General features: G+C 38.1%; 24 protein-coding genes and 1 pseudogene. 6 read left to right on the forward strand and 19 right to left on the reverse strand.

Features of this window, described 5'->3' with window-relative positions:
- Positions 1–12: 12 nt before the first annotated feature.
- Positions 13–1167: a Na+/H+ antiporter NhaA gene (nhaA, locus tag H8B21_RS15270; RefSeq protein ID WP_190314614.1), complete on the reverse strand. Its 1155-nt coding sequence runs from the start codon at positions 1165–1167 to the stop codon at positions 13–15.
- Positions 1168–1680: 513 nt separating this feature from the next.
- Between nhaA and H8B21_RS15275 the strand changes: the two genes are divergently transcribed.
- The 3 genes from H8B21_RS15275 to H8B21_RS15285 all read left to right on the forward strand — a co-directional run bounded on the left by H8B21_RS15275 (position 1681) and on the right by H8B21_RS15285 (position 4687).
- Positions 1681–2124 (forward strand): helix-turn-helix domain-containing protein, encoded by a 444-nt coding sequence (locus H8B21_RS15275; RefSeq protein WP_190314615.1) that lies wholly within the window; start codon positions 1681–1683, stop codon positions 2122–2124.
- A 174-nt stretch (positions 2125–2298) separates the two neighbouring features.
- Positions 2299–3936 carry a sensor histidine kinase gene (locus H8B21_RS15280; RefSeq protein WP_190314616.1) on the forward strand — a complete coding sequence of 546 codons (1638 nt, stop codon included), beginning with the start codon at positions 2299–2301 and terminating at the stop codon, positions 3934–3936.
- A gap of 1 nt (position 3937) precedes the next feature.
- Positions 3938–4687 carry a LytR/AlgR family response regulator transcription factor gene (locus H8B21_RS15285; RefSeq protein ID WP_223815060.1) on the forward strand — a complete coding sequence of 250 codons (750 nt, stop codon included), beginning with the start codon at positions 3938–3940 and terminating at the stop codon, positions 4685–4687.
- 63 nt (positions 4688–4750) lie between these two features.
- Here H8B21_RS15285 and H8B21_RS15290 read toward each other — a convergent pair whose 3' ends face one another.
- From H8B21_RS15290 to H8B21_RS15300, 3 genes are all read right to left on the reverse strand, one after another.
- Positions 4751–5998 carry an RNA polymerase sigma factor gene (locus tag H8B21_RS15290; protein WP_317170400.1) on the reverse strand — a complete coding sequence of 416 codons (1248 nt, stop codon included), beginning with the start codon at positions 5996–5998 and terminating at the stop codon, positions 4751–4753.
- Positions 5991–6257, reverse strand: coding sequence for a YciI family protein (locus H8B21_RS15295; protein WP_380907379.1), 267 nt, complete (start codon positions 6255–6257; stop codon positions 5991–5993). Before H8B21_RS15295 ends, H8B21_RS15290 begins: the two co-directional genes overlap by 8 nt.
- A gap of 121 nt (positions 6258–6378) precedes the next feature.
- On the reverse strand, positions 6379–6573 hold the full coding sequence (locus tag H8B21_RS15300) for a DUF1348 family protein (RefSeq protein ID WP_223815062.1): 195 nt from the start codon (positions 6571–6573) through the stop codon (positions 6379–6381).
- Positions 6574–6883: 310 nt separating this feature from the next.
- Here H8B21_RS15300 and H8B21_RS15305 point away from each other — a divergent pair, with 310 nt between their 5' ends.
- Genes H8B21_RS15305 through H8B21_RS15315 form a run of 3 tightly spaced genes read left to right on the forward strand, consistent with a single transcriptional unit; the run spans position 6884 to position 8643 of the window.
- On the forward strand, positions 6884–7429 hold the full coding sequence (locus H8B21_RS15305; protein ID WP_190314618.1) for an OmpA family protein: 546 nt from the start codon (positions 6884–6886) through the stop codon (positions 7427–7429).
- Positions 7430–7485: 56 nt separating this feature from the next.
- The gene (locus H8B21_RS15310; protein ID WP_190314619.1) at positions 7486–7677 is read left to right on the forward strand and encodes a hypothetical protein; all 192 of its coding nucleotides are present in this window, start codon (positions 7486–7488) and stop codon (positions 7675–7677) included.
- Between the two features lie 15 nt (positions 7678–7692).
- Positions 7693–8643: an arsenic resistance protein gene (locus tag H8B21_RS15315; protein WP_317170401.1), complete on the forward strand. Its 951-nt coding sequence runs from the start codon at positions 7693–7695 to the stop codon at positions 8641–8643.
- A gap of 99 nt (positions 8644–8742) precedes the next feature.
- On the opposite strand, the gene H8B21_RS15320 is transcribed toward H8B21_RS15315, so the two are convergent.
- The 15 genes and pseudogenes from H8B21_RS15320 to H8B21_RS15390 form a co-directional block, all read right to left on the reverse strand.
- Positions 8743–9099 carry a nuclear transport factor 2 family protein gene (locus H8B21_RS15320; RefSeq protein WP_190314621.1) on the reverse strand — a complete coding sequence of 119 codons (357 nt, stop codon included), beginning with the start codon at positions 9097–9099 and terminating at the stop codon, positions 8743–8745.
- A 2-nt stretch (positions 9100–9101) separates the two neighbouring features.
- The gene (locus tag H8B21_RS15325) at positions 9102–9686 is read right to left on the reverse strand and encodes an FMN-dependent NADH-azoreductase (protein ID WP_130140874.1); all 585 of its coding nucleotides are present in this window, start codon (positions 9684–9686) and stop codon (positions 9102–9104) included.
- A 35-nt stretch (positions 9687–9721) separates the two neighbouring features.
- Entirely contained in the window at positions 9722–10570 is an 849-nt protein-coding gene (locus tag H8B21_RS15330) for a sigma-70 family RNA polymerase sigma factor (protein WP_190314622.1), read from the reverse strand.
- A gap of 147 nt (positions 10571–10717) precedes the next feature.
- On the reverse strand, positions 10718–11086 hold the full coding sequence (locus H8B21_RS15335) for a nuclear transport factor 2 family protein (RefSeq protein ID WP_190314623.1): 369 nt from the start codon (positions 11084–11086) through the stop codon (positions 10718–10720).
- Between the two features lie 184 nt (positions 11087–11270).
- Complete coding sequence (locus H8B21_RS15340; protein ID WP_190314624.1) at positions 11271–11708, reverse strand: antibiotic biosynthesis monooxygenase family protein; 438 nt, start codon at positions 11706–11708, stop codon at positions 11271–11273.
- A 32-nt stretch (positions 11709–11740) separates the two neighbouring features.
- Entirely contained in the window at positions 11741–12178 is a 438-nt protein-coding gene (locus H8B21_RS15345; RefSeq protein WP_190314625.1) for a carboxymuconolactone decarboxylase family protein, read from the reverse strand.
- A gap of 115 nt (positions 12179–12293) precedes the next feature.
- Positions 12294–12806, reverse strand: coding sequence for a DinB family protein (locus H8B21_RS15350; protein WP_190314626.1), 513 nt, complete (start codon positions 12804–12806; stop codon positions 12294–12296).
- Between the two features lie 147 nt (positions 12807–12953).
- Entirely contained in the window at positions 12954–13409 is a 456-nt protein-coding gene (locus H8B21_RS15355) for a DoxX family protein (protein WP_223815063.1), read from the reverse strand.
- Positions 13410–13428: 19 nt separating this feature from the next.
- Positions 13429–14382: an NAD(P)-dependent oxidoreductase gene (locus H8B21_RS15360; RefSeq protein ID WP_190314627.1), complete on the reverse strand. Its 954-nt coding sequence runs from the start codon at positions 14380–14382 to the stop codon at positions 13429–13431.
- 25 nt (positions 14383–14407) lie between these two features.
- Complete coding sequence (locus H8B21_RS15365) at positions 14408–15049, reverse strand: hypothetical protein (protein WP_190314628.1); 642 nt, start codon at positions 15047–15049, stop codon at positions 14408–14410.
- 342 nt (positions 15050–15391) lie between these two features.
- Positions 15392–16267 carry a helix-turn-helix domain-containing protein gene (locus tag H8B21_RS15370; protein WP_190314629.1) on the reverse strand — a complete coding sequence of 292 codons (876 nt, stop codon included), beginning with the start codon at positions 16265–16267 and terminating at the stop codon, positions 15392–15394.
- A gap of 244 nt (positions 16268–16511) precedes the next feature.
- Positions 16512–16919 (reverse strand): RidA family protein, encoded by a 408-nt coding sequence (locus tag H8B21_RS15375; RefSeq protein ID WP_190314630.1) that lies wholly within the window; start codon positions 16917–16919, stop codon positions 16512–16514.
- A gap of 203 nt (positions 16920–17122) precedes the next feature.
- The gene (locus H8B21_RS15380) at positions 17123–18238 is read right to left on the reverse strand and encodes an oxidoreductase (RefSeq protein ID WP_190314631.1); all 1116 of its coding nucleotides are present in this window, start codon (positions 18236–18238) and stop codon (positions 17123–17125) included.
- Positions 18239–18298: 60 nt separating this feature from the next.
- A complete protein-coding gene (locus tag H8B21_RS15385; RefSeq protein ID WP_190314632.1) occupies positions 18299–18883 on the reverse strand; it encodes a Crp/Fnr family transcriptional regulator in 585 nt (194 codons plus the stop codon).
- 33 nt (positions 18884–18916) lie between these two features.
- Positions 18917–19015 (reverse strand): annotated as a pseudogene (locus H8B21_RS15390) (DUF1348 family protein); the annotation flags it as partial.
- Positions 19016–19350 lie beyond the last annotated feature (335 nt).

The following is a 19350-nucleotide window of genomic DNA, read 5'->3' on the forward strand; positions in this document are numbered from 1 at the left end:
GTTATTATTATTTTAGTTGATTTTTGACCTATTTAATAAAATGTAACCTATTATTCCTGAAAGCAAGGAGGCTATCAATATGGAAAATTTCGCTTCTGCTATAAATTGATGATCTGTGAATGACAGTAAGGAAATAAAAATAGCCATTGTGAAACCCACACCTGCCAATGCGCCGACTCCAATTATATGTTTCCAATTAGCATCTGCCGGAAGCTGTGCGATATTAAGTCTTATGGCTAATTTGGATATTAGAAATATACCCAACGGTTTACCTAAACAGAGCCCCAAAATAATTCCAATTCCCAAAGGAGAAATTAATCCATCCAACATGGATGCTTCAAAGCGGATGTTGGTATTTGCGAGTGCGAAAATGGGAACAATAATGAAATTTACAGGGTTAACCAAAACGTGTTCCAACCGTAACAAAGGAGAGCCATCACTCTTTTTAGCTTTCGCCGGAATGGTCATTGCTGTAAGAACACCAGCTATGGTAGCATGAATGCCTGAATGGTGAACGAAGTACCAAATGAATAGACTGGGTATTAAATAGAATGCAAGGGAGCATATGCCTATTTTATTGAAGATAAACAATAGAAGCAAGATTCCTCCTGCATAGGCAAGGTACATGGTATGTAATTCCGTCGAATAAAATATGGCAATTACCAAAATTGCTATAAGGTCATCTACGATTGCCAACGCTGATAGCAAAATCTTTAGAGATAAAGGAACTTTATTGCCCAACATGGCAAGAATTGCGAGTGCAAAAGCAATGTCGGTAGCCATTGGAATACCCCATCCACTACTTGTGACATTATCCTTATTTATGATAAGGTATATCAATGCAGGAACGATTGCTCCGCCAATGGCACATAGAATAGGCAATGATGCTTGTCGTGGGGTGGAAAGACCTCCGTTTAACACTTCTCGTTTGATCTCCAAACCGACCAATAAGAAAAATATCGCCATCAACCCGTCATTAATCCAAAGTGCTACCGAGTATTTTAAATGGATCTTTGGAGTTTCAAATCCGAGTGGATAATTTAAAAGTCTGTCAAAAGACGAACCAAGAAATGAATTTGCAATACCTAAAGAAATTAGAACACAAATAAAAAGCAAAATTCCTCCGATGGACGGGGATTGGAAAATTTTTTCTAAAGTTTTACGCATGACGTTACGATAAATCAACTGAAACAAAATTATCCATACTAGAAAGACCCTAAAAGTAAAAATCGGACATTAAAGACTGTTAAGTGCGTTTTATTTTGTATATTGTATCTTGATATGCCAATAAATTTTTTACAAAAGATTAAATTATCTGTATCTCCTAAACCAAAATCGGTTAAGGGGCAGGACATATTGTATAAGCAACTGAACAACGAGCATATATTAGACGTGTACATGTTTCCTTGTAAGGATTTAAAATCTAATCAACCTTTGTTTAATGACGGTCTACCATCAGTAATTTTTATGCCTCGAAAATCCGACACGGTCCATTTAAGAAACAAGGGAGAAACGATAAAATTCAATTCCGCTTGGGTATGCTGTGGAGTAATTAAAAACACATATTGGGAAGTTCCCAAAGATCTTGAATATATATTGGTTCTACGTTTCAAACCATCTTCTTTTTATTCATTATTTAATGTTAGCCCAACGGTTTTCCATTCCAACCCAATATGTAATTTGGAAGATATTGTAAGCGAAAATTGGATGCAGGTGTTTGATAAAATGTACGAAAAGAAAACAATAGCCGAAAAAATTTCCTTTTTGGACAAAACTCTTTCTTCATTTCAAACCAACGATTGTTTTCCCCATATATTAAGCGAGGCTATTGAATATATCGAAGACAAAAAAGGGAATACTACTGTTTCAGATGTTCTTAATCAGTTGGGCACAAGGGTCAATTCAAAATGGCTACATAGGAATTTTGTAAAATATATCGGGATTTCCCCAAAAAGATATATTTCACTCCAACGATTTATTTATACCTATGGACAGTATGAGAAAGGAAAATCAGAAGGTTTGTTTGATGTAGCGTTGCTTTCGGGGTATTATGACTACAATCATTTCTTTAAAGATTTCAAAAGGTATATTGGTATAGCACCGTCTCAATATGCTTGGGAATAACCCCGACTTCGAAGGGTGTCATTATAACCTGTAAAGGCAAGTATTGAAAGATAGTCTACATTTCAAATACTGCACAAAATACTACATTTACTAATTCAAACACTGCCGTTGCTGTCTTATGGTTTTTGTTTTGCTATTATTGTGGCAAGTTTGATGAAAATTAAACCCAATACCATGAAAAAGATCATCTTTACATTTCTTAGCTTCATTATCACACTATCGACAGTACATGCACAAAAAGGCATCAATTTCTATATCTCCTACAGTGCCGGAGGAAGATTAACCATGCATGTAGATAGCGCAGCAAACAATGTCTATTATGGCAATAAATTTCCCAATCAACCCAACACCTCTTTTAATTATTTGCCGGAAGTCAACCATGTAAGTGTTCAAATGTATTTTCAAAAGACAGAGAATCCGCAGAACTATCGGTACACCATTTTGGCCGATGATGAACCGATAGTGGTAAACAAGCCGATCAATAAAGAGGGACTAAAAGATGTCATCAAGAAAGATGATGAATGGAAAGACGAAGTACTCGATTCCATAACATTGGGTGTCTTCCCTATAAAAGGCAAAACCATTACAATACTAACTTATGACATCCAAAGACCACAAGATGTTTACAAAAATGTATTTTACGGGAAGCCTATTCCGAGACCAAAAATTGAAATCATAGCAAAGCGTTTCGCAACTGAAAAAGGCGCTGACTACAGTCGTATAATACGACCAAAAGAAAGAATAGATCTCTCTTTCACTGAAAAAGACGACGAACTAACTATTATAAAAGACAGGTCATATATTGACTATATCTACTCCACCTCCATAAAAGACAAGAAATCAGATAAAATAATCTTTGAATCCACTTCATGGCTATATGGCGGCTACCTTAATGAAGAAGGTAATAAGTATTTACCTTATGTAAAGATCGACAAAAGCATTTTCAAAAAATCGGGAGATTATGAAATTATCATTCAGCCATTGATTCGATGGGATATATCCCTTGATGGTATTTTAGATTATGATATTTCACCACAAGAAATAGAAAAATATACAGCCAGATATACGCTCGCTATCACTTTAGATCAAGAAAGTTATACCAAAAAAGAAGCTTTTACATATACGTTTATCGTAACACTTTTTATTGGATTGATCTTTCTTATTATCCTTTACTTTACCAAAAAAAGAAACAAGAAAAAGCTGGCGGAACAAGAGCAGCAAAAAAACACCGCAAAGCTTCAGCTTAACTCCATTCGTTCCCAATTAAACCCTCATTTTCTGTTCAATGCACTCTCTGGTATCCAAAATCTGATGAATAAGAACGAAATAGAAAATGCCAATAAATACCTTTCTACATTTGCTCGGTTAACGCGCAACGTACTTGATGATAAAGAACTTATCAGTTTGTCACAAGAAAAAAACTTATTGGACGATTACCTACAAATGGAGCAATTGCGGTTTGGCTTTCAGTACGAAATCCATCATTCCGAAGACTTGGATTTGGCTAACATACCAAGTATGCTGTTGCAACCTTTTGTAGAAAATGCGGTGAAACACGGCATATCGCAACAAGCTACTGCTGGAAAAATCAGGATTGAATTTATCAAGCAAGCAAATGATTTGGTGTTGACGGTTACCGATAATGGCAATGGATTTGACACGGAAAAAAAGCACCAAGGTTTAGGTCTTCAATTAAGTAACAGTAGAATAGCGCTGTTAAATAGTATTTATAAAGAAAATCGCTTTATCTTAGCTATACAATCAACTACTGACGGCACTAAAATAGGCTTGACATTAACGGATTGGTTATAATATGATGAGAGCAGTTTTAATAGATGACGAAATTTCCAACGTAGAAAACCTACGGACTTTGCTGGAAAAGCACAGTCCGCAGGTAACTATAATCGCAACGGCGCAAAATGTAAGTGATGCCGTTGATGCTATTGAAAAACATTTGCCTAATTTGGTGTTTCTGGATATTCAAATGGGCGATAAAACAGGCTTTGATGTACTAAAACTGTTGCCATCACGTAATTTCGAAGTTATCTTTGTTACCGCTTACGACCAATATGGAATACAAGCAGTGAAATTTGCCGCTTTAGATTATCTTCTAAAACCTATCGATATTGAAGAATTGATGCATGCGGTAAATAAAGCCGAGCATAAATTGGCCACACAAACGCAAACCTCGCAGCTCGATTTTTTACTGCAACAGCTAAAAAAGTCGGAAACGAACTTGAGCAAGATTGCCCTACAGATGCAAGGCGAAATAAGGTATGTTGCTTTATCAGAAATCATACGTTGTGAAGCAGACAATACGTATACTCACTTCTTTCTTTCGAGTGGTGAAAAAATATTGGTTTCTAAATCACTTAAAGAATATGCAGATTTACTGCACCCCAACGGATTTTTAAGAACACACCAAAGCCACTTGGTAAATCCAAAATACGTGAAAAGCTGGTTAAGAGAAGACGGCGGTATTCTACTCTTACTATCTGGTGAAAAAATTCCCATTTCTAAGCCTAACAAGGATAATGTAAAACAAGCCTTACAGCAGTTCTAATTAACTTATTGATAGAAGTGTCGAGTTTAAACAGTGTTTAACCTTTAGAGTGATTACTATTCCTTATTTTTTGATTTCTAATAGTCTGCCAATTTCTTGTTTCAGTGTTTTTTGTTCTATCTTGGATTGGGTCAGATTAATCGCCTTGGTATAATGTTGGATTGCAGTATTGATGTCTATACTGGAATACAGGTAGCCCAGTAATTCATGGTAATAGTTGCTCTCCAAAAGAGTTAGTTTTTCCACTTCCGTGATTGCTGTTTCGTTTCCATATACTTTGGAGAAAGCAAAGACTCTGTTTAGGGCAGTAATAGGCGAATATGCAATAAGTATAAGTCGATTATACAATTGCAGGATATTTTCCCATTTATTATCTTTAATTGGGGTGGTATGCCAATAGGCTATCCCTGCCTCTAAGTGATACTTTGATATTTCTTTACCATTGCAGGCATTGACTAAATAATAATTTCCCCTGTCGATAAGTGTCTTGTCCCAAAGGCTCTTGTCCTGTTTGTCAAAAAGGATGGCTTCGCCGTTTACGCCTGTCCTTGCATCCAGTCTTGAACTTTGAAAACACATCAAGGCGAGCAAGGCGTTTACTTGGGGTGTATTGGTCAACTGGCTTTCAGTCAAGACCAGTGTTAATCTGAGGGCTTCGGAGCAAAGCTCTTTTCTGATTAACTGACTATTGGTTCTGGAAAAATAGCCCTCATTGAAAAGTAAGTATAATGTTTTTAAGACAGTGTCCAACCTTGTTTTTATATCCGTTTCTGTTAAGCCGTTAATTTGAAAATTGTCATTCCGCAAATTGTTCCTTGCCCTTTGCAATCGTTTTTTTATAGTTTCTCTATTTGTCAAAAAAGCATTAGCGATTTCTTCGACACTAAAGCCACATAAGATTTGAAGTGCCAATGAGATTTGGGCTTCTATTGAATTGGTAGGACTAGACACGGCAAAAATCATGGCTAACTGACTATCTGCTATGATTTGGTTATTAAACTCCAAATCCTTTTCTATTTCAATTTCATTGGGCGTCAAGGCATCCTTAACTTTGTTTTCAAAAACAGACTTGCGTTTGAAATAGTCCTTTATTTTGTTTCTGGCTACCGTATATAGCCAGGCTGTTGGATGATCGGGTACACCATGGATAGCCCAATGTTCCGATGCTTTCAAAAATGTATCACTGGCAATATCTTCTGCAACCTCGATATGTACCAAGCCAAAATGACGGCAAAGTACAGCCGTCATCTTGGCATATTCTTGTCGGAATAAATGCGGTAAAAGTTCCTTATGTGATTTTGAACTAATCACGTTGTAAAACTTCTCTCACTTCAATACTACCACCTACTTGGTCAAAAATAGGATTGGCTTTTGCCATTTCTACGGCTTCATCAATGGTATCAGCTTTTACGACGATGTAACCACTGATAAACTCCTTGATTTCGGTATAAGCACCGTCCGTTATGACATTGTTAGACTGAATGGTTCTTGCGTTAGCTGCAAATGGAAGAAGTGTATTGCCTTTGTCTGCTAATTTGTTTTGCGAGGCAATACCAGCTAACCAATTCATCCTTTCCTGCATTTGCTCAGGTGATGGTTTGAAATCTGAAATGTCCTTTAGTCTGAAAATTAATGCAAATTCTTTCACTGTCTTAAATTTTAAATTAAACATACCTTAATGACGACCGAGTTTACGGAATGGGGACAGGTGTAATCCAATTTCTTCCCGAACATTGATAAACAGCTCTCGTTTCGCCACTCACTGTCAATTGTATAAGCCAGTGATACCTTTTCGGGATTTTGCTATTCCAAGCATCTTCCGCCATTTGGTTTTTTTGTTTTGCTGTCTCCAAAGTAAATAGAGGTAAAGGGAGTTTCTGTTCCATAGTTTTAAGACTTAAAATTACAATAAAAACCGGACTTCGCAGGGTGTTGATATCACCTGTAAAGGCAAGTAGTTTTGATGCACGGAATGTTTCGAATGCATCAAAACATAACTTGCTCTGTTTAGGTGAACAGAAAGTTCTGAGTTTTTAGACGGCGTCAGCCGAAACGGCCAATTTTATTGACGAAGCAATAAAATGACAGTTCACTTCCAAGAGGTTATGGCGTACAGCCAAAATCATACGTTTTGCTAGGGAGAATAAAAGAATATATAGTACCTTTGGGGTATACACGTTAATAAAGGAACATACTATGAAGCGTATAATAAAAAGCCTTTTAGCAACAAGTTGCGTTCTATTGATCTTAAACCTGTCTGCCTGCAAGTCCAAAAAAATCGTGGTTAATCCAGGTAGCCAAATTGAACAGACACCCGTACGGGAAGAACCCGTAGAGGTAGTGGAAGAACCTGTCATTGCTCAGGAAGAACCACGCAAAGACCCTGAACCGGTTGTCGAAAAACCGAATTTCAATTTCAAGAACGTCCTGTTTGAATTTGATTCCAGTGTACTCAAAACCGAGTCCTATACTGTGTTGGACAATATCATCCGAGAAATGCAGAAAGATCCGTCGGCCAATTTTATCATCAATGGTCATTCATCCGTCGAGGGTACGGCCGAATATAACCAATCGCTATCTGAGGACAGAGCCAATGCGGTCAAGCTCTATATCGTCAACGCCGGAGTGCCATCCGAAAATCTTAGCGCCAGAGGATTTGGTGCTTCCAAACCGGTTGCATCCAACGATACAGAAAGCGGAAGGGAACAAAATCGGCGGGTAGAAATATCGGTCGTACAATAGCAGGATTTTCGAACTCCTAGGTTCTCATCCCAGCTTAAATAACAAAAGCCACTCTTGTGAAGTGGCTTTGTGATCCCATTGATACGAAACTCGAACCTTTTATTGGAAGATTTGAGGCTGTTGAATCAGTTGAACTTCAAAAACGTAATGAAACAGCAATAGTCAGTGGCGACAAAAGCGAAGCATGGCTTGAATTGACTGGTACGGACGGAGCAAAAGACTTTATTATTTCAGAACTTGGACTTTAAATGATTAGCAGGGAAGTGCTTGAAGAAAAGCAAATCGGCATATACATTATCACACTCATAATAAGTGCCTTTGTCGGGCTATATTGGAACAACAGTAACATCCTCGAAAAAACCATCGAACCTATAATCGGAATTTTGCTTTACAGTATGTTTTGCCAAATTCCGTTTTTAGAGTTGAAGCAAGCACTAAAAGACCGCTCTTTTTTCAAGGCTTTGTTATTTGGGAATTTTGTGCTAATTCCTCTATTGGTTTGGGTTTTAATAAGCGTTTTTCCAACAACATCAATAGTAACGCTCGGAATACTTTTGGTTCTGCTTACGCCCTGCATTGATTATGTAATTGTTTTTTCGCATTTGGGAAAAGGCAACTCCAAAGCTGTTTTGGCTTCCACTCCCTTACTGTTCATTTTTCAGATGTTATTGTTGCCTTTATACTTATGGCTTTTTCTTGGAAAAGAAACAATACACATCATTGAGATAACACCATTCGTAAAAGCGTTTCTTTATTTAATCGTCATTCCGTTTCTGCTTTCGATTATAACACAAGTGGTATCAAAATCAAACAACAAAGCCGGAAATGCAATTTTAGATTTTTCGGGATGGTTGCCTGTTCCGTTTATGGCGCTGACTTTTTTTGTGGTCATTGCTTCTCAAATCGGAGTATTGTATAACAATCCCGAACCAATCTTAAACGTTGTTCCTATTTATGTAGCATTTGCGGTTATCGCACCATTTATCGGAAAATTGTCAGCCAAAATATTCGGGGTTCATTTTTATGGGTCAAGAGCAATTTCATTTTCCACAAGTACAAGGAACTCATTAGTCGTCTTGCCTTTGGCTCTTGCTTTACCTGCTCCCGAAAATCAATTGGTAGCGGTCGTAATTGTCACACAGACAATCGTTGAAATTTTCTTTGAACTGATATACATAAAAGTAATACCTGCCTTAACAAAAGAAAGCAATTAGCATTCGTAAACAATAAACCAAAGCTCCGCCTCATCGGGAGTAGCCCCATGCCAATGAGGAAGATTAACCATGCATGTTGATGCCCATCACAGATTTCTGTTATTTTACTTCTATCGTAGGTGTGTTATTTATTATTTTCCAATGTCCATTATCCCGAATGCATATTATCAATGAATGAAAGATAAGAAACTGACTCTCCAAAATTACTCGTGCAATAGCCATATTGTCTGATTGCTTTATGTTGTTTATGATCAATCTCCTTGGGCTTCCTCCGAATCGCTTGGTACGGATGAGTTCGATATAGTCAGATTTTGAGAATACAAAAATCCCCCTCTCATCGAAAAACCCGTCCTGTATATTCTGAAAGCCGTGATGTAAGATACTTTCCAATGCTGCTACATCACGATTGTCGCCAGCTTTTACAAATGCTTCGATTACTTTTTCTGCCTGTTCCATTTTTATTTGTTTAAGATGTTCGTAAATAATTCTATTTGATGGTTTAGTTGTTGTTTGGCAGATTCTTTATCATCCGTTCCGTTCAATGAATAGTAGTAAATATCCCTAATGCCAATGAAGTTTAATATCTGCTGTAGATGCATTTCCACTAGATTGGGCAAAGCTGAATCCAGTTCCCCCATAGTGGAGAGAATGTATGTTTTTTTATTTTGCAGCAATCCGATTGCTTTGTCCTCGTCGTATCTGAAAGTTTTACCTGTACGCAACACCAAGTCGAAATATGCTTTCAGCGAAGAGGGAATACCAAAATTATACATAGGCACTGTGATAAGGATTTCATCACATCCGAATAGTTCTGCTATCAACTGGTCAGACAATTTTAGGCGGTCTGAAGTATCCCCGGCAGTATAAAATTTCTCAAGTACTTCCTGCTCAAGATGGGGAATGTGGGAGGTGCCGACTTCCCGTATGCTGATGCTCCCTCCCGGATTTAGTTCTTTCCATGCCCGTACAAAATTGTCTCCCGCATTGCGGGAATAGGAGTTTTTTAAACGTAAGCTACTGTCAATTCGCAATAATGTCTTCATCTTTTTTACTCTTTCTATGGAAGACAGTTTGATTGCTAAATATGTGACAACTTGGTAATATTTTTTAGCTTATCCGGGTCTACAATGGAATATATTTTCTGTATTAATCCATCTGCGCTTAATTGGAGGATATGACAGTTATGGAGCTTTTCATGTTCCCAAAAACAGATAGCAGGCTGATGATTGAAAAATTGAAAGGTAAATGTTTTGCCCATCAGAAAATGCTGCTGTACATAAACCAATAAAGTGGCTGTAGCCGCTTTTCCTATTTCCGAACCGCTCACTACCTGCACTTTAGTACCCCCGTCCGCACTTAGTTTTATGTCGTTTACCAATAAGTTTTGCAATTCTAGGATATCAGCTTGAGCTAATGCTTTCTGATACTTGCCCAGGCTCTCAAATGATTGACCCGAATGGGGGATATAATTTGTGTATTTACTATCTTTTAATTGTTTGTTGGCCCTGCTTAATAGCTGGCGTGAATTTTCTGCGCTTATTTCAAGCAGTTCGGCTATCTCTGCATGGGAATAATCGAAGCCCTCTTTCAATATGAAAGCCGCTCTTTCTTTTGGGTTTAGGTACTCGAGCAATACGAGCATGGTATAAGTGGCAGTTTCTTCTTTTATGAGTTTTGTATCAGCATTTTCAAACGAAACAGGTTCGGGGAGCCATTCGCCGAAAACTTCCTTTTTACTTTGACGGTTTTTAAAATTTATGGCATGATTAATCGTGCTTTTAATCAAAAAGTTGGATTCGTGACGGATACTTGATTTATCTAATGTAATGTATTTTTCAAGTACATCCTGTACCAAATCTCTGGCATCTTCGTAAGAACCAACGATGTTATAGGCATAGGTCAGGAGTTTATTATAGTTCTTCTGCATTGGTTTTAAAATTTTCTTGAATTATCTCGCTGTCGAGATATTATGTCGACAGCATACACATAAAAATACTTTGTTCGTTCGCAAGATTTCCTTCTTCTGTTATTCATGACAGGACGATTTTCCCTCTTCAAATTTGCCGCCGTTTGATTAAATAGCCATTCCACTTCCACCAACTACTTTTATACCTTCGGGAAACTTTTTCCAAAAACGGATATATCTATATTTAGCTTCAAAAGGCTCATTATTATAATCTCCTTTTAACTCCATCTGCAAAGTGATGACAGCCAAATCCTCTATGATGTTCAGTTTTTCAACTTTGGGAATGATTTCGTTTACTTTTAAGTTTCCCGCACGATAAGTTTGCAAATCCATTTCTTTGGTTATGGTCTGACCACTGGGAACTACAAAAAGTAAATCAGCATGCAATAGCTTGTCGAGTACTTCCGTATCACTATTTTTGATGGCCTCGTAAAGTGTGTTTTCGAGATTTAAAATTTCATTCTTTTTAATATGCATATTATAGTATCTTTAATGATTTCTTTATTCAACTTTTATGTTTTCTGTAAAATTAACGATATCCTACATCTATTAAAATCCGCTTCTTGTGGAATCCAGCCAAGTTTTTCTTTATAAACTTTAAGACATCACTGTTTTATACTTTCTTGAAGATAATTTTTAAATCTGTTTTAAATCCATCCGCTTACTCCTCTACGACCTGATAAATATCCCTTTCCATCGTAATGCCATTTTGTTCTAAAAAGGCGGGCATATTAATCCCTGCATTTTTCATCAACTCCCGTATAACCACTCTGGCATCGTCCATCCGCTGTCGGTCTGCCCAAGTGGCAACCGTAATGACCCGAAGGTCTCCACTATCGCCTGTCTGTTGAAAGATTTCATATTTCACAAAGCCGGGCTGCTGCCGAAGTGTATTCCTGATGAAAAGCGATTTTTCGGAATACGCCGTGATAGCTTTTTGGGGAATGCTGATTTTATCAATGATGGCGACCTGTTCTGTAATAGTATGATCTTTTCTGTTATTCTGTTCCATTTTGCCTTGATTTTTATGTTGACCAAAAGTATTCACTGCCATAAGGATAGGCATGATAAAGATGATGGTTTTAATGTTTGTTTGCATAATTGAGTATAATTTTTAGTTCATTATTCTTTTTATACTACCGTTTTCTTGGTGCTGATTACAATCCTATTCCATGCATTTATCGTAACAACCACCATTATGATCCGTGCAATCTGATTTCCATCAAAAAGTTTTTCGGCCAGTCTGTACGTTTCATCGCTTAACCCGTTTTGGCTGATTAAGGTTACTTCCTCGGTTATGGCTAAAATTGTTTTCTCTTCTTCGGTAAATAATCCGGTTTCTTTCCAAGCGTTGAGCAGGAAAATTCGCTGTGCGGTTTCGCCCTGCTTTAATGCGTCCGAAGTGTGCATGTTGATGCAAAAAGCACAACCGTTGATTTGCGATGCACGGATCTTAATCAGGTACAAGTACGTTTTTGAAAGTCCTGAATGTTGAATGTAGTTTTCCAGAACACGCATTGCTTTGAATGCATCCGGTTCAAGCTGCTGTATGTCAATTCTCTTTTCCATATTTATTTTTTGTTTGTATTGAAGCCTACACGACGATCTTGTGAAGAGTGAAACGGTCTGTAAGCGTCAGGTGTTACCTTAATTTTTCATTTTTATAAAATTATCGATTGCTTTATTACTCCTTATTTTTCGTATTTAAATTTTTAGCTTGACTTATCCAAGTTGGTGCAGTATTAGTAGTTTGCTTTAACAATAAGTTTAACTGAGCTGAATGATGTTGAATATGTCTTATGTTATAGATCAATATTTCAAGAAAAGAATAGTTTTTGTATTCGTTAATCCATCGCTTGTTTAATTTGTCTGTATCAAGCTCAGATATGAATAGATTTGCTTTTTGTCGGCAATGTGCTAAATATGTAAGAACTTCGGTTTTTGAATAGGTCCTGTCAGGCATTTTACCTGTTGGGTCAAACTCTGACAAATCAAAAGGTGGTGGCGGAGCAAATTTACCTGGATCCGTGGTTAAATAATAATCTGTCCAAAAGGTGCAATGGTAGGAAGCATACCAAAAGCCTATTTCTGTATCCCAATGCTCGTACGGACACATAATAATTGCATTTTCAAGCATATCAAGGCTTGCACCGAATTGATTCCAAATTGCTTCTTTTATTGATATTGTATTTGCCATATTTTTCTGTTGTTACTTAGCTTTTGAAAGCACCATTTTTATTGCTAAAAAAGTTAATACACTGGCCATAAACCATTTTTGCGCCCTTACCCAAAGTGGATTTTTGTAAGAAAAGCAGCCATTTTTGCAGCGCATCGTTGTTTAAATTTAAGCTGTGAGTTTTTTGGATATCAAATTGTCCAGTGAATATTTTCCACTTCCCTGAATGAATAGTGCCAGACATAAGCCGAGCATCAGTAAATGATATTCGAATCCTTCACCTTCCTTATCGCCAAACCAGTTCATAAAAAAGCCATGCTCAAGATGTCCTCCCAATAAAATTATCCCTGTAAAAAGACCTCCCATTGCGATCGCCCAAAAACGGGAGGCAAAGCCTGTTATTATAAAAATGGGTGCAAAGAATTCTATTAAAATAACTAATAACCCCACCAGCCACGGCTGTCCCATCTGTTGCAAACCCTCCAAAGTTTGAGTAAACCCATAGCCACCAAACCAGCCAAACATAGCCCGTGCTCCGTGTGGAAACATAACGATGCCTATTGTCATGCGAATGATCAGACCTGCATAATCATTGTGTGTACTAAAAAATTTCTGTTTCATCATTTTCTTTTTTTATTCTAGTTCATATCTTGTTTGCATTCCCTTCAAATATTGTGGTCAATGCTGCTAATTGCTTTTGTTTCCCTAGTAGTTCAAATAAACTCGAAAATCCCTGCGATCCATGCCCATCAGCTATCCTACAGTCCATGAGGTTTTTGATTTCTTGCATGCGCAGCGTTTCCACATTTTTTGATTTTCGATGATTGATGAGGTCATTAAACATCGCGGCTTGAACCTGAAGCGGCCCCAAGTCGGGCTGGTATGTACCCAACTTAATTTCATTGACCATTAGGGACAGCAATGGGCCATAGCCCTGTAGCGTGCCCGCAACCCGATGTGCAAAAGCGGCCAAATCCACTCCTTCCTGATGCACCAATTGAAGGGTGTGCAAAAAACCGATTAAAAATTCGTAGCCAATTGCTACCTGTGCTAAAAAATCTACAGCAGCGGCTCCTGCGTCTTCTCCGTAGTAAGTAACGGTACCTAGCTTTTCCAACAGAGAATACTGCGCATCAAAAACGGTTGGCTTACCACTGAATAATAACTGAGCTTTGGCGGTTCCGATGTCTATCGGGTCTGCTAATATTTTGCCATCGATATAGGAAGCGTTCTGTTTTTCAGTCCACTTAGCAAAATCACGAGCCTGAGCAGGCGTGCCGCTCGTTAAATTGATGAATACTTTTCCGGCAACCGCACCAGCTACCTGTCTAAGCACTTCATCTACCGCAGTATTATTTAACAGGCAAATCACAACCTGATTACTGACAGCAACTGCTCCACCAAGGGTTGCTTCAGCTGTAGCACCTTCTTGAATCAATGGGTTACATTTTTCCGCATTACGGTTCCACACAACCGTATCATAACCTTGATTGATAAACGTATGGGCTATCGCGGCCCCCATATTACCCAATCCAAGTACCGTTACGCTCTTCCTTTTGTTATGAGGTGTTTCTGTTTTGAGGTTATTGATATTCATATTTAATTGTATTTTAAAAGTTATGTTAGAATACTCTACGCACAAAAAGTCCAAAGTTGCTGTAGTGTTTAGTATTTGGCCCGTATTGGTCAAAGTTTACACCCAAACCATATCGTACACCTTTATTGTCCACTCCTAATCTTGCATATTGCACGCTCTTTAAGTGCCCGTTCCAATGCATTGAAGTAATATATTGAAGCTGCAAACGCGCATAAAGATTGAAATCCTGATTTTTACTGCCTTGATATTCCACAGAGCCAAACAGCTCAAAACTGGGTTTAGACCAAACATCCATTCTCGTAAAAATGAGATACGATAAATCATTTTTTTTATTGAAAAACCAAACAAAAGCTGAAGGCACAAAACGATTTTCCGGTGCATAAATAGAACCCAAACCGGTTGCCCAGCGTTTATTTATTTCGTAAGTAAGATACGATTGGCTCATCACTTCAATCCCACGTTTTTTGTCGTAAGGAAGCAAAATAGAAGACGTATTAAAGAATCCAAACGGCTTTTCCGCAATGATTTTACCGGAAAACATATGCTGATAATAGTAACTTGTATGTCCTACAGTGATTTCTACAGGTATTTGTGCCCGGCTATGCAAGTACCATATGCTGAAAAACAAGTAGGTCAACAAGTGTTTTAATATCGTTGTTTCTTTCATCGTTCCTTTCAGATCTCATTGTTTTTGGTAAGCTGCGCCGGAAAATGGTTACAGCCAACCACTGTTAACTATATTGACACGCTAGGTGCTGAAAACGTGACAACTTATTTAGTATATTTTTCTTCACGTACGTGATTTGTCTTGTATTTTCTTAACGAAAGAAACACTGATGTGCTGCGGGGTATTTTCGACAGCGTTTTTGATTCCGATAGAACACGTAGCTAAACTTCGTTGTACGTTTTTTGTAACACCATACGAAGGTATGAAGGAGCTTGGCCGTCAATACAGTGAGTATGACGGTAAAAAATGTAGTTTTTTCTGTTTTTGATGTAGAACCCGCGATTATGCAGGAATTTCAACCGTATTTTTGAACTCAGTGGGGAGCTGACCTTCGTAGCTTCTGAATGCACGGGAAAAATGGGAAGAGTCTGTGTAGCCAAGTTGAAAGGATACCTCCTTGACAGACATATTCCAAAAGCTCAATAGGTACTTCGCCTCCTGCATGATATGAAACTCAATCCATTTTTTCGCCGAAAGCCCGGTGTATTCAACTAATATTTCGCTCAGGTATTTTGGGGATATATGCAACTGTTCTGCATAAAAAGCAACATCTTTATACTGCGAGAAATTCTTTGAAACTAATTCTCTAAACTTTACAACGGTATGTTCTTTACCGTTGAGTTCCTTTTTATTGCCCCGGTACAGGCTCCAGAAATATTTCTGTGAAATGATCAGGATCGAATATAGTATTCCCGATACTGCTTCGGGCTTATCAGCGATTGCCCGAAGTGTGCTGAAAAGCTGTTGCATTTCCTCAAATTGCATTTCGGTGAGTTGCATTACACTCTTTTCATCGGGGCAAAAAAATTCGAGGGAATAGAAAAATGACCTACTGAAATTATTTACAAAAATATCATCATAAAAAAATAATGTGTCATTTGAGGGGAAGCTGGTACTGAGCCATTTACAGGTCATTCCGGGGCCAATCGTTAACAGGCTTCCTCGTGTTAAATCATAATCGGTAGTGCCTATCCTGATGCGAGCTCCTTCACCATAATACAAACCTATAGTATAAAAGTAGTTTTTAAAGGGATTGGTGATTTTCAAGTCTTCAAGACACGCTTTTGATGCCAGATAATAAGGCGCTATATTGCCATCATTTTTTTGAGACCTTAAATATCTGAGCAGATCAAAGTTATCTGAATGTTTTTGTATCATAAGGAAGATGCCTAAAAATTAGTATAGTCCGAGGAATGCTTTTCGGCCCAAATTGAAAAATGATAATTATGAAATGTAAAGTTTTTCTCATGTCAAACTTAGTCCATCAGGAAATACTAAAATACGCAATTATTATTACTTGAAAACGTATGATTACTTATATTTCGTTGTATATAAATGTCCAAAATAAATAAGGAGTAGATACTACTTATCCGCTCCTTACTGTGACTGGTTTTATTTCGTATTACTTTTCCCAATCTGCCAGGGCATCAGCCACAGCAATGGCCTCAATCTCAATCAATGCATCCGGCGAAAACAATGACGATACTTCAAAAATAGTATCGGCCGGATAAGGGGGGGTAAAGTATTTGCCTCTCAATTCGACAATCTTCTCAAAGTTCTTCATGTCACGGAGCATGATAGTGACCTTAACCACGTTTTTCAAACTTGAACCTCCGGCTTTCAATACCTTGTCCAGATTTTCAAAAGACATTTTTGCCTGTGCATCAAAGTCACCAATACCTATCAGCTTTCCATCCTTGCCAATAGCGGTCTGCCCCGAAATAAACAATAAATCGCCTACACGATGTCCCTGTGCCAAACGGAATGGTTCATAAGCGTCCGGCGTAATTTTAATCTGTGAAATTTTCATTATAGTATTTTGTTTTTTAATGGTAATGAAGCTTGCATGAGTTGATTTTTTCATATCACTTTTCTATGAACACATGCAGGTTTCATTTTTTATTTATATGATTTATAGATGTGTTCCTTTGTGCGAACGTTTTTCCTATGATGGCCGATACTGAAAGTAAAGTACCAATTATCAAGAATCTGTTCATTTTCCTTGTTCTCTTTCTAACTATTTTCAAGATTTAATTCTTTGACGATTTTCTGAGTATGGCTAAGGGTTGCCTCCGGCCATAACATTTCTCGGTGAAAAGGAATCAAGCGTAGTCCGTTCATGGTTTTCATCACCCAATGGGGATCTGCTAAGGCTGCTTTTCCGATAGCGATCAGCGTTGCGTGGTTGTCCTTCAAGGCAACTTCTGCTTTATCAAGATTGTGGAAACCACCGTTGGCAATTACAGGAATGTCCGTTGCCTGGCGGATAACTGATGCCAATGATATTCCTTCTCCAAAAAAGCTGTCCCGTTCCCATTCGCCTGTCTGCACTGCTACGTGAACAAAATCGGGTTTGCTTGTCTTTATTTCCGCTGCCAGTTCTTTGGCCGTTTCAATACCCTGTGTCCATCGGTAGGTAAGGTCATTTACTTTCCCCTCTGAAACCCGTAGACCTACAATGAAATCCTGTGGTACGGATGCCTTTATACCAGCAATAATTTCAGCAATAACACGGAAACGGTTCTTCATAGTGCCACCGTAAAGGTCGTTACGCTGGTTCAGTTCCGATGTGAGGAACTGGTCTAATAGGTAACCATTTGCTCCGTGAATTTCTACGCCGTCAAATCCTGCCTTATAGGCGTTTATAGCCCCGTCGACAAAGCCTTGCTTCATTCTTTCAATATCCGTCAAGTCCATTTCTTTAGGGATTGGAAATGCTCCTTCGCCACCGTAGGAAGGCATTTTTATGCCAATAGGTTTTAAGGCAGATGGGGCTAAGGTGTCTTCACTATATTGGGATAAAGCACCTGCGTGCATCAACTGAGCGAATATAAGAGTAGGCGACTCATGGACTGCGCGGGTTACCTTTTCCCATGAAGTGCTTTGCGCTTGGTTTACAAGTGCAGGTTGGTTGTTATAACTTTGGCTACCGTATACATCGGTATAGAGGCCTTCGGTAATGATAACTCCAAATCCTCCAATTGCAAATGCGGAATAATAGTCCTTCATTTCGTCCGTAGCCAAGCCGTCCGCGGTAGCGCTCACACGTGACATGGGGGCAACTACCGTCCGGTTAATTAATTCTCTTTGCCATATAATGGCGTTCTGAAAAATAGGATGATGTTTCATTGCTTCTTAATATTATGAAGCAAAGTTGTCGGTAATTGATGGAGAAAAAATTGACCTAGGTCAAGACGGTTTATTTTTTTTCTTAATGCGGCTTATAAATTCAGCTGACACACCCAAATACGATGCAATCAGATATTGGGGTACTTTGGACGCTATGTTTGGGTAGTTTTCCAAAAAGGCAAAATATCTACTTTCGGCATCGAACACATTGTTATAGATAATTCTCTTTTGCAATACACCTAGGTAACTTTCCAATATTAACCGAAAGTACCGCTCCAAACGGGGTAGTTCAGCCAGTAATTGCTGAAAAGAATAATGGCTAATCTGTAAAACGGTTGTTCTTTCTATGGCTTGTATGTTGTATATGGAGGGCTTCTGCTTGGAAAAGCTATCTAAGTCAGAGGCCCACCAGTCGTCAATGGCAAAAAACAATATTTCCTCATTACCTTTGTCAGCGTTGATGTAAAATGCCTTCAATGCCCCGGAAACGACATAACTATCATAACGACAGGTATCGCCGTTACGTAAGAGATAGTCTCCCTTTTCCAATGTCTTCTCCGTCCAAAAACGGTGGAAAGTAGAAATTTCATCCTGCGTAAGATTTATATATTTCGAGATGTTTTTTAATAAAGTATTTTCGACCATATAGGTATTCCGTTTTCGTTTACAATATAGTAATTATAAAGACCTGTCAGTCTCCTTTACTTCGAGATCATTGATACTTGCATATCGTTTCTTCATAAAACCGTTCTCGTCAAACTCCCAATTTTCATTAAAAACAGACTTATGGTGTAGTCTACTTAATCAGCTTCACGGCTTAAATATTCCCATTTTCTATATTCATTTAATCTAGCATCATCCATTCCTAGTACTTGATCGTAAGCAGTGCCCCCGAGGATTATTTTCTTAGGCGGTTCATCAATATCAACAATTTTGGACACAACCGCTGACGCTAAACTGAGTTAAAAAACAAGTGAAATGCTAATTTCTATTTCTTCAATACTTAAATTACCCAAGTTCGATTATAAAAGACTTCAATAACAAAACCAAAGCCCAAAACACGGAACTAGCAAATATCATAGGTGAGATTGATGCGTTGAACAAACGCTATC

Origin of the sequence: Sphingobacterium chuzhouense (assembly GCF_014692525.1) — a bacterium.
In the GTDB taxonomy this organism is placed as follows: domain Bacteria; phylum Bacteroidota; class Bacteroidia; order Sphingobacteriales; family Sphingobacteriaceae; genus Sphingobacterium; species Sphingobacterium chuzhouense.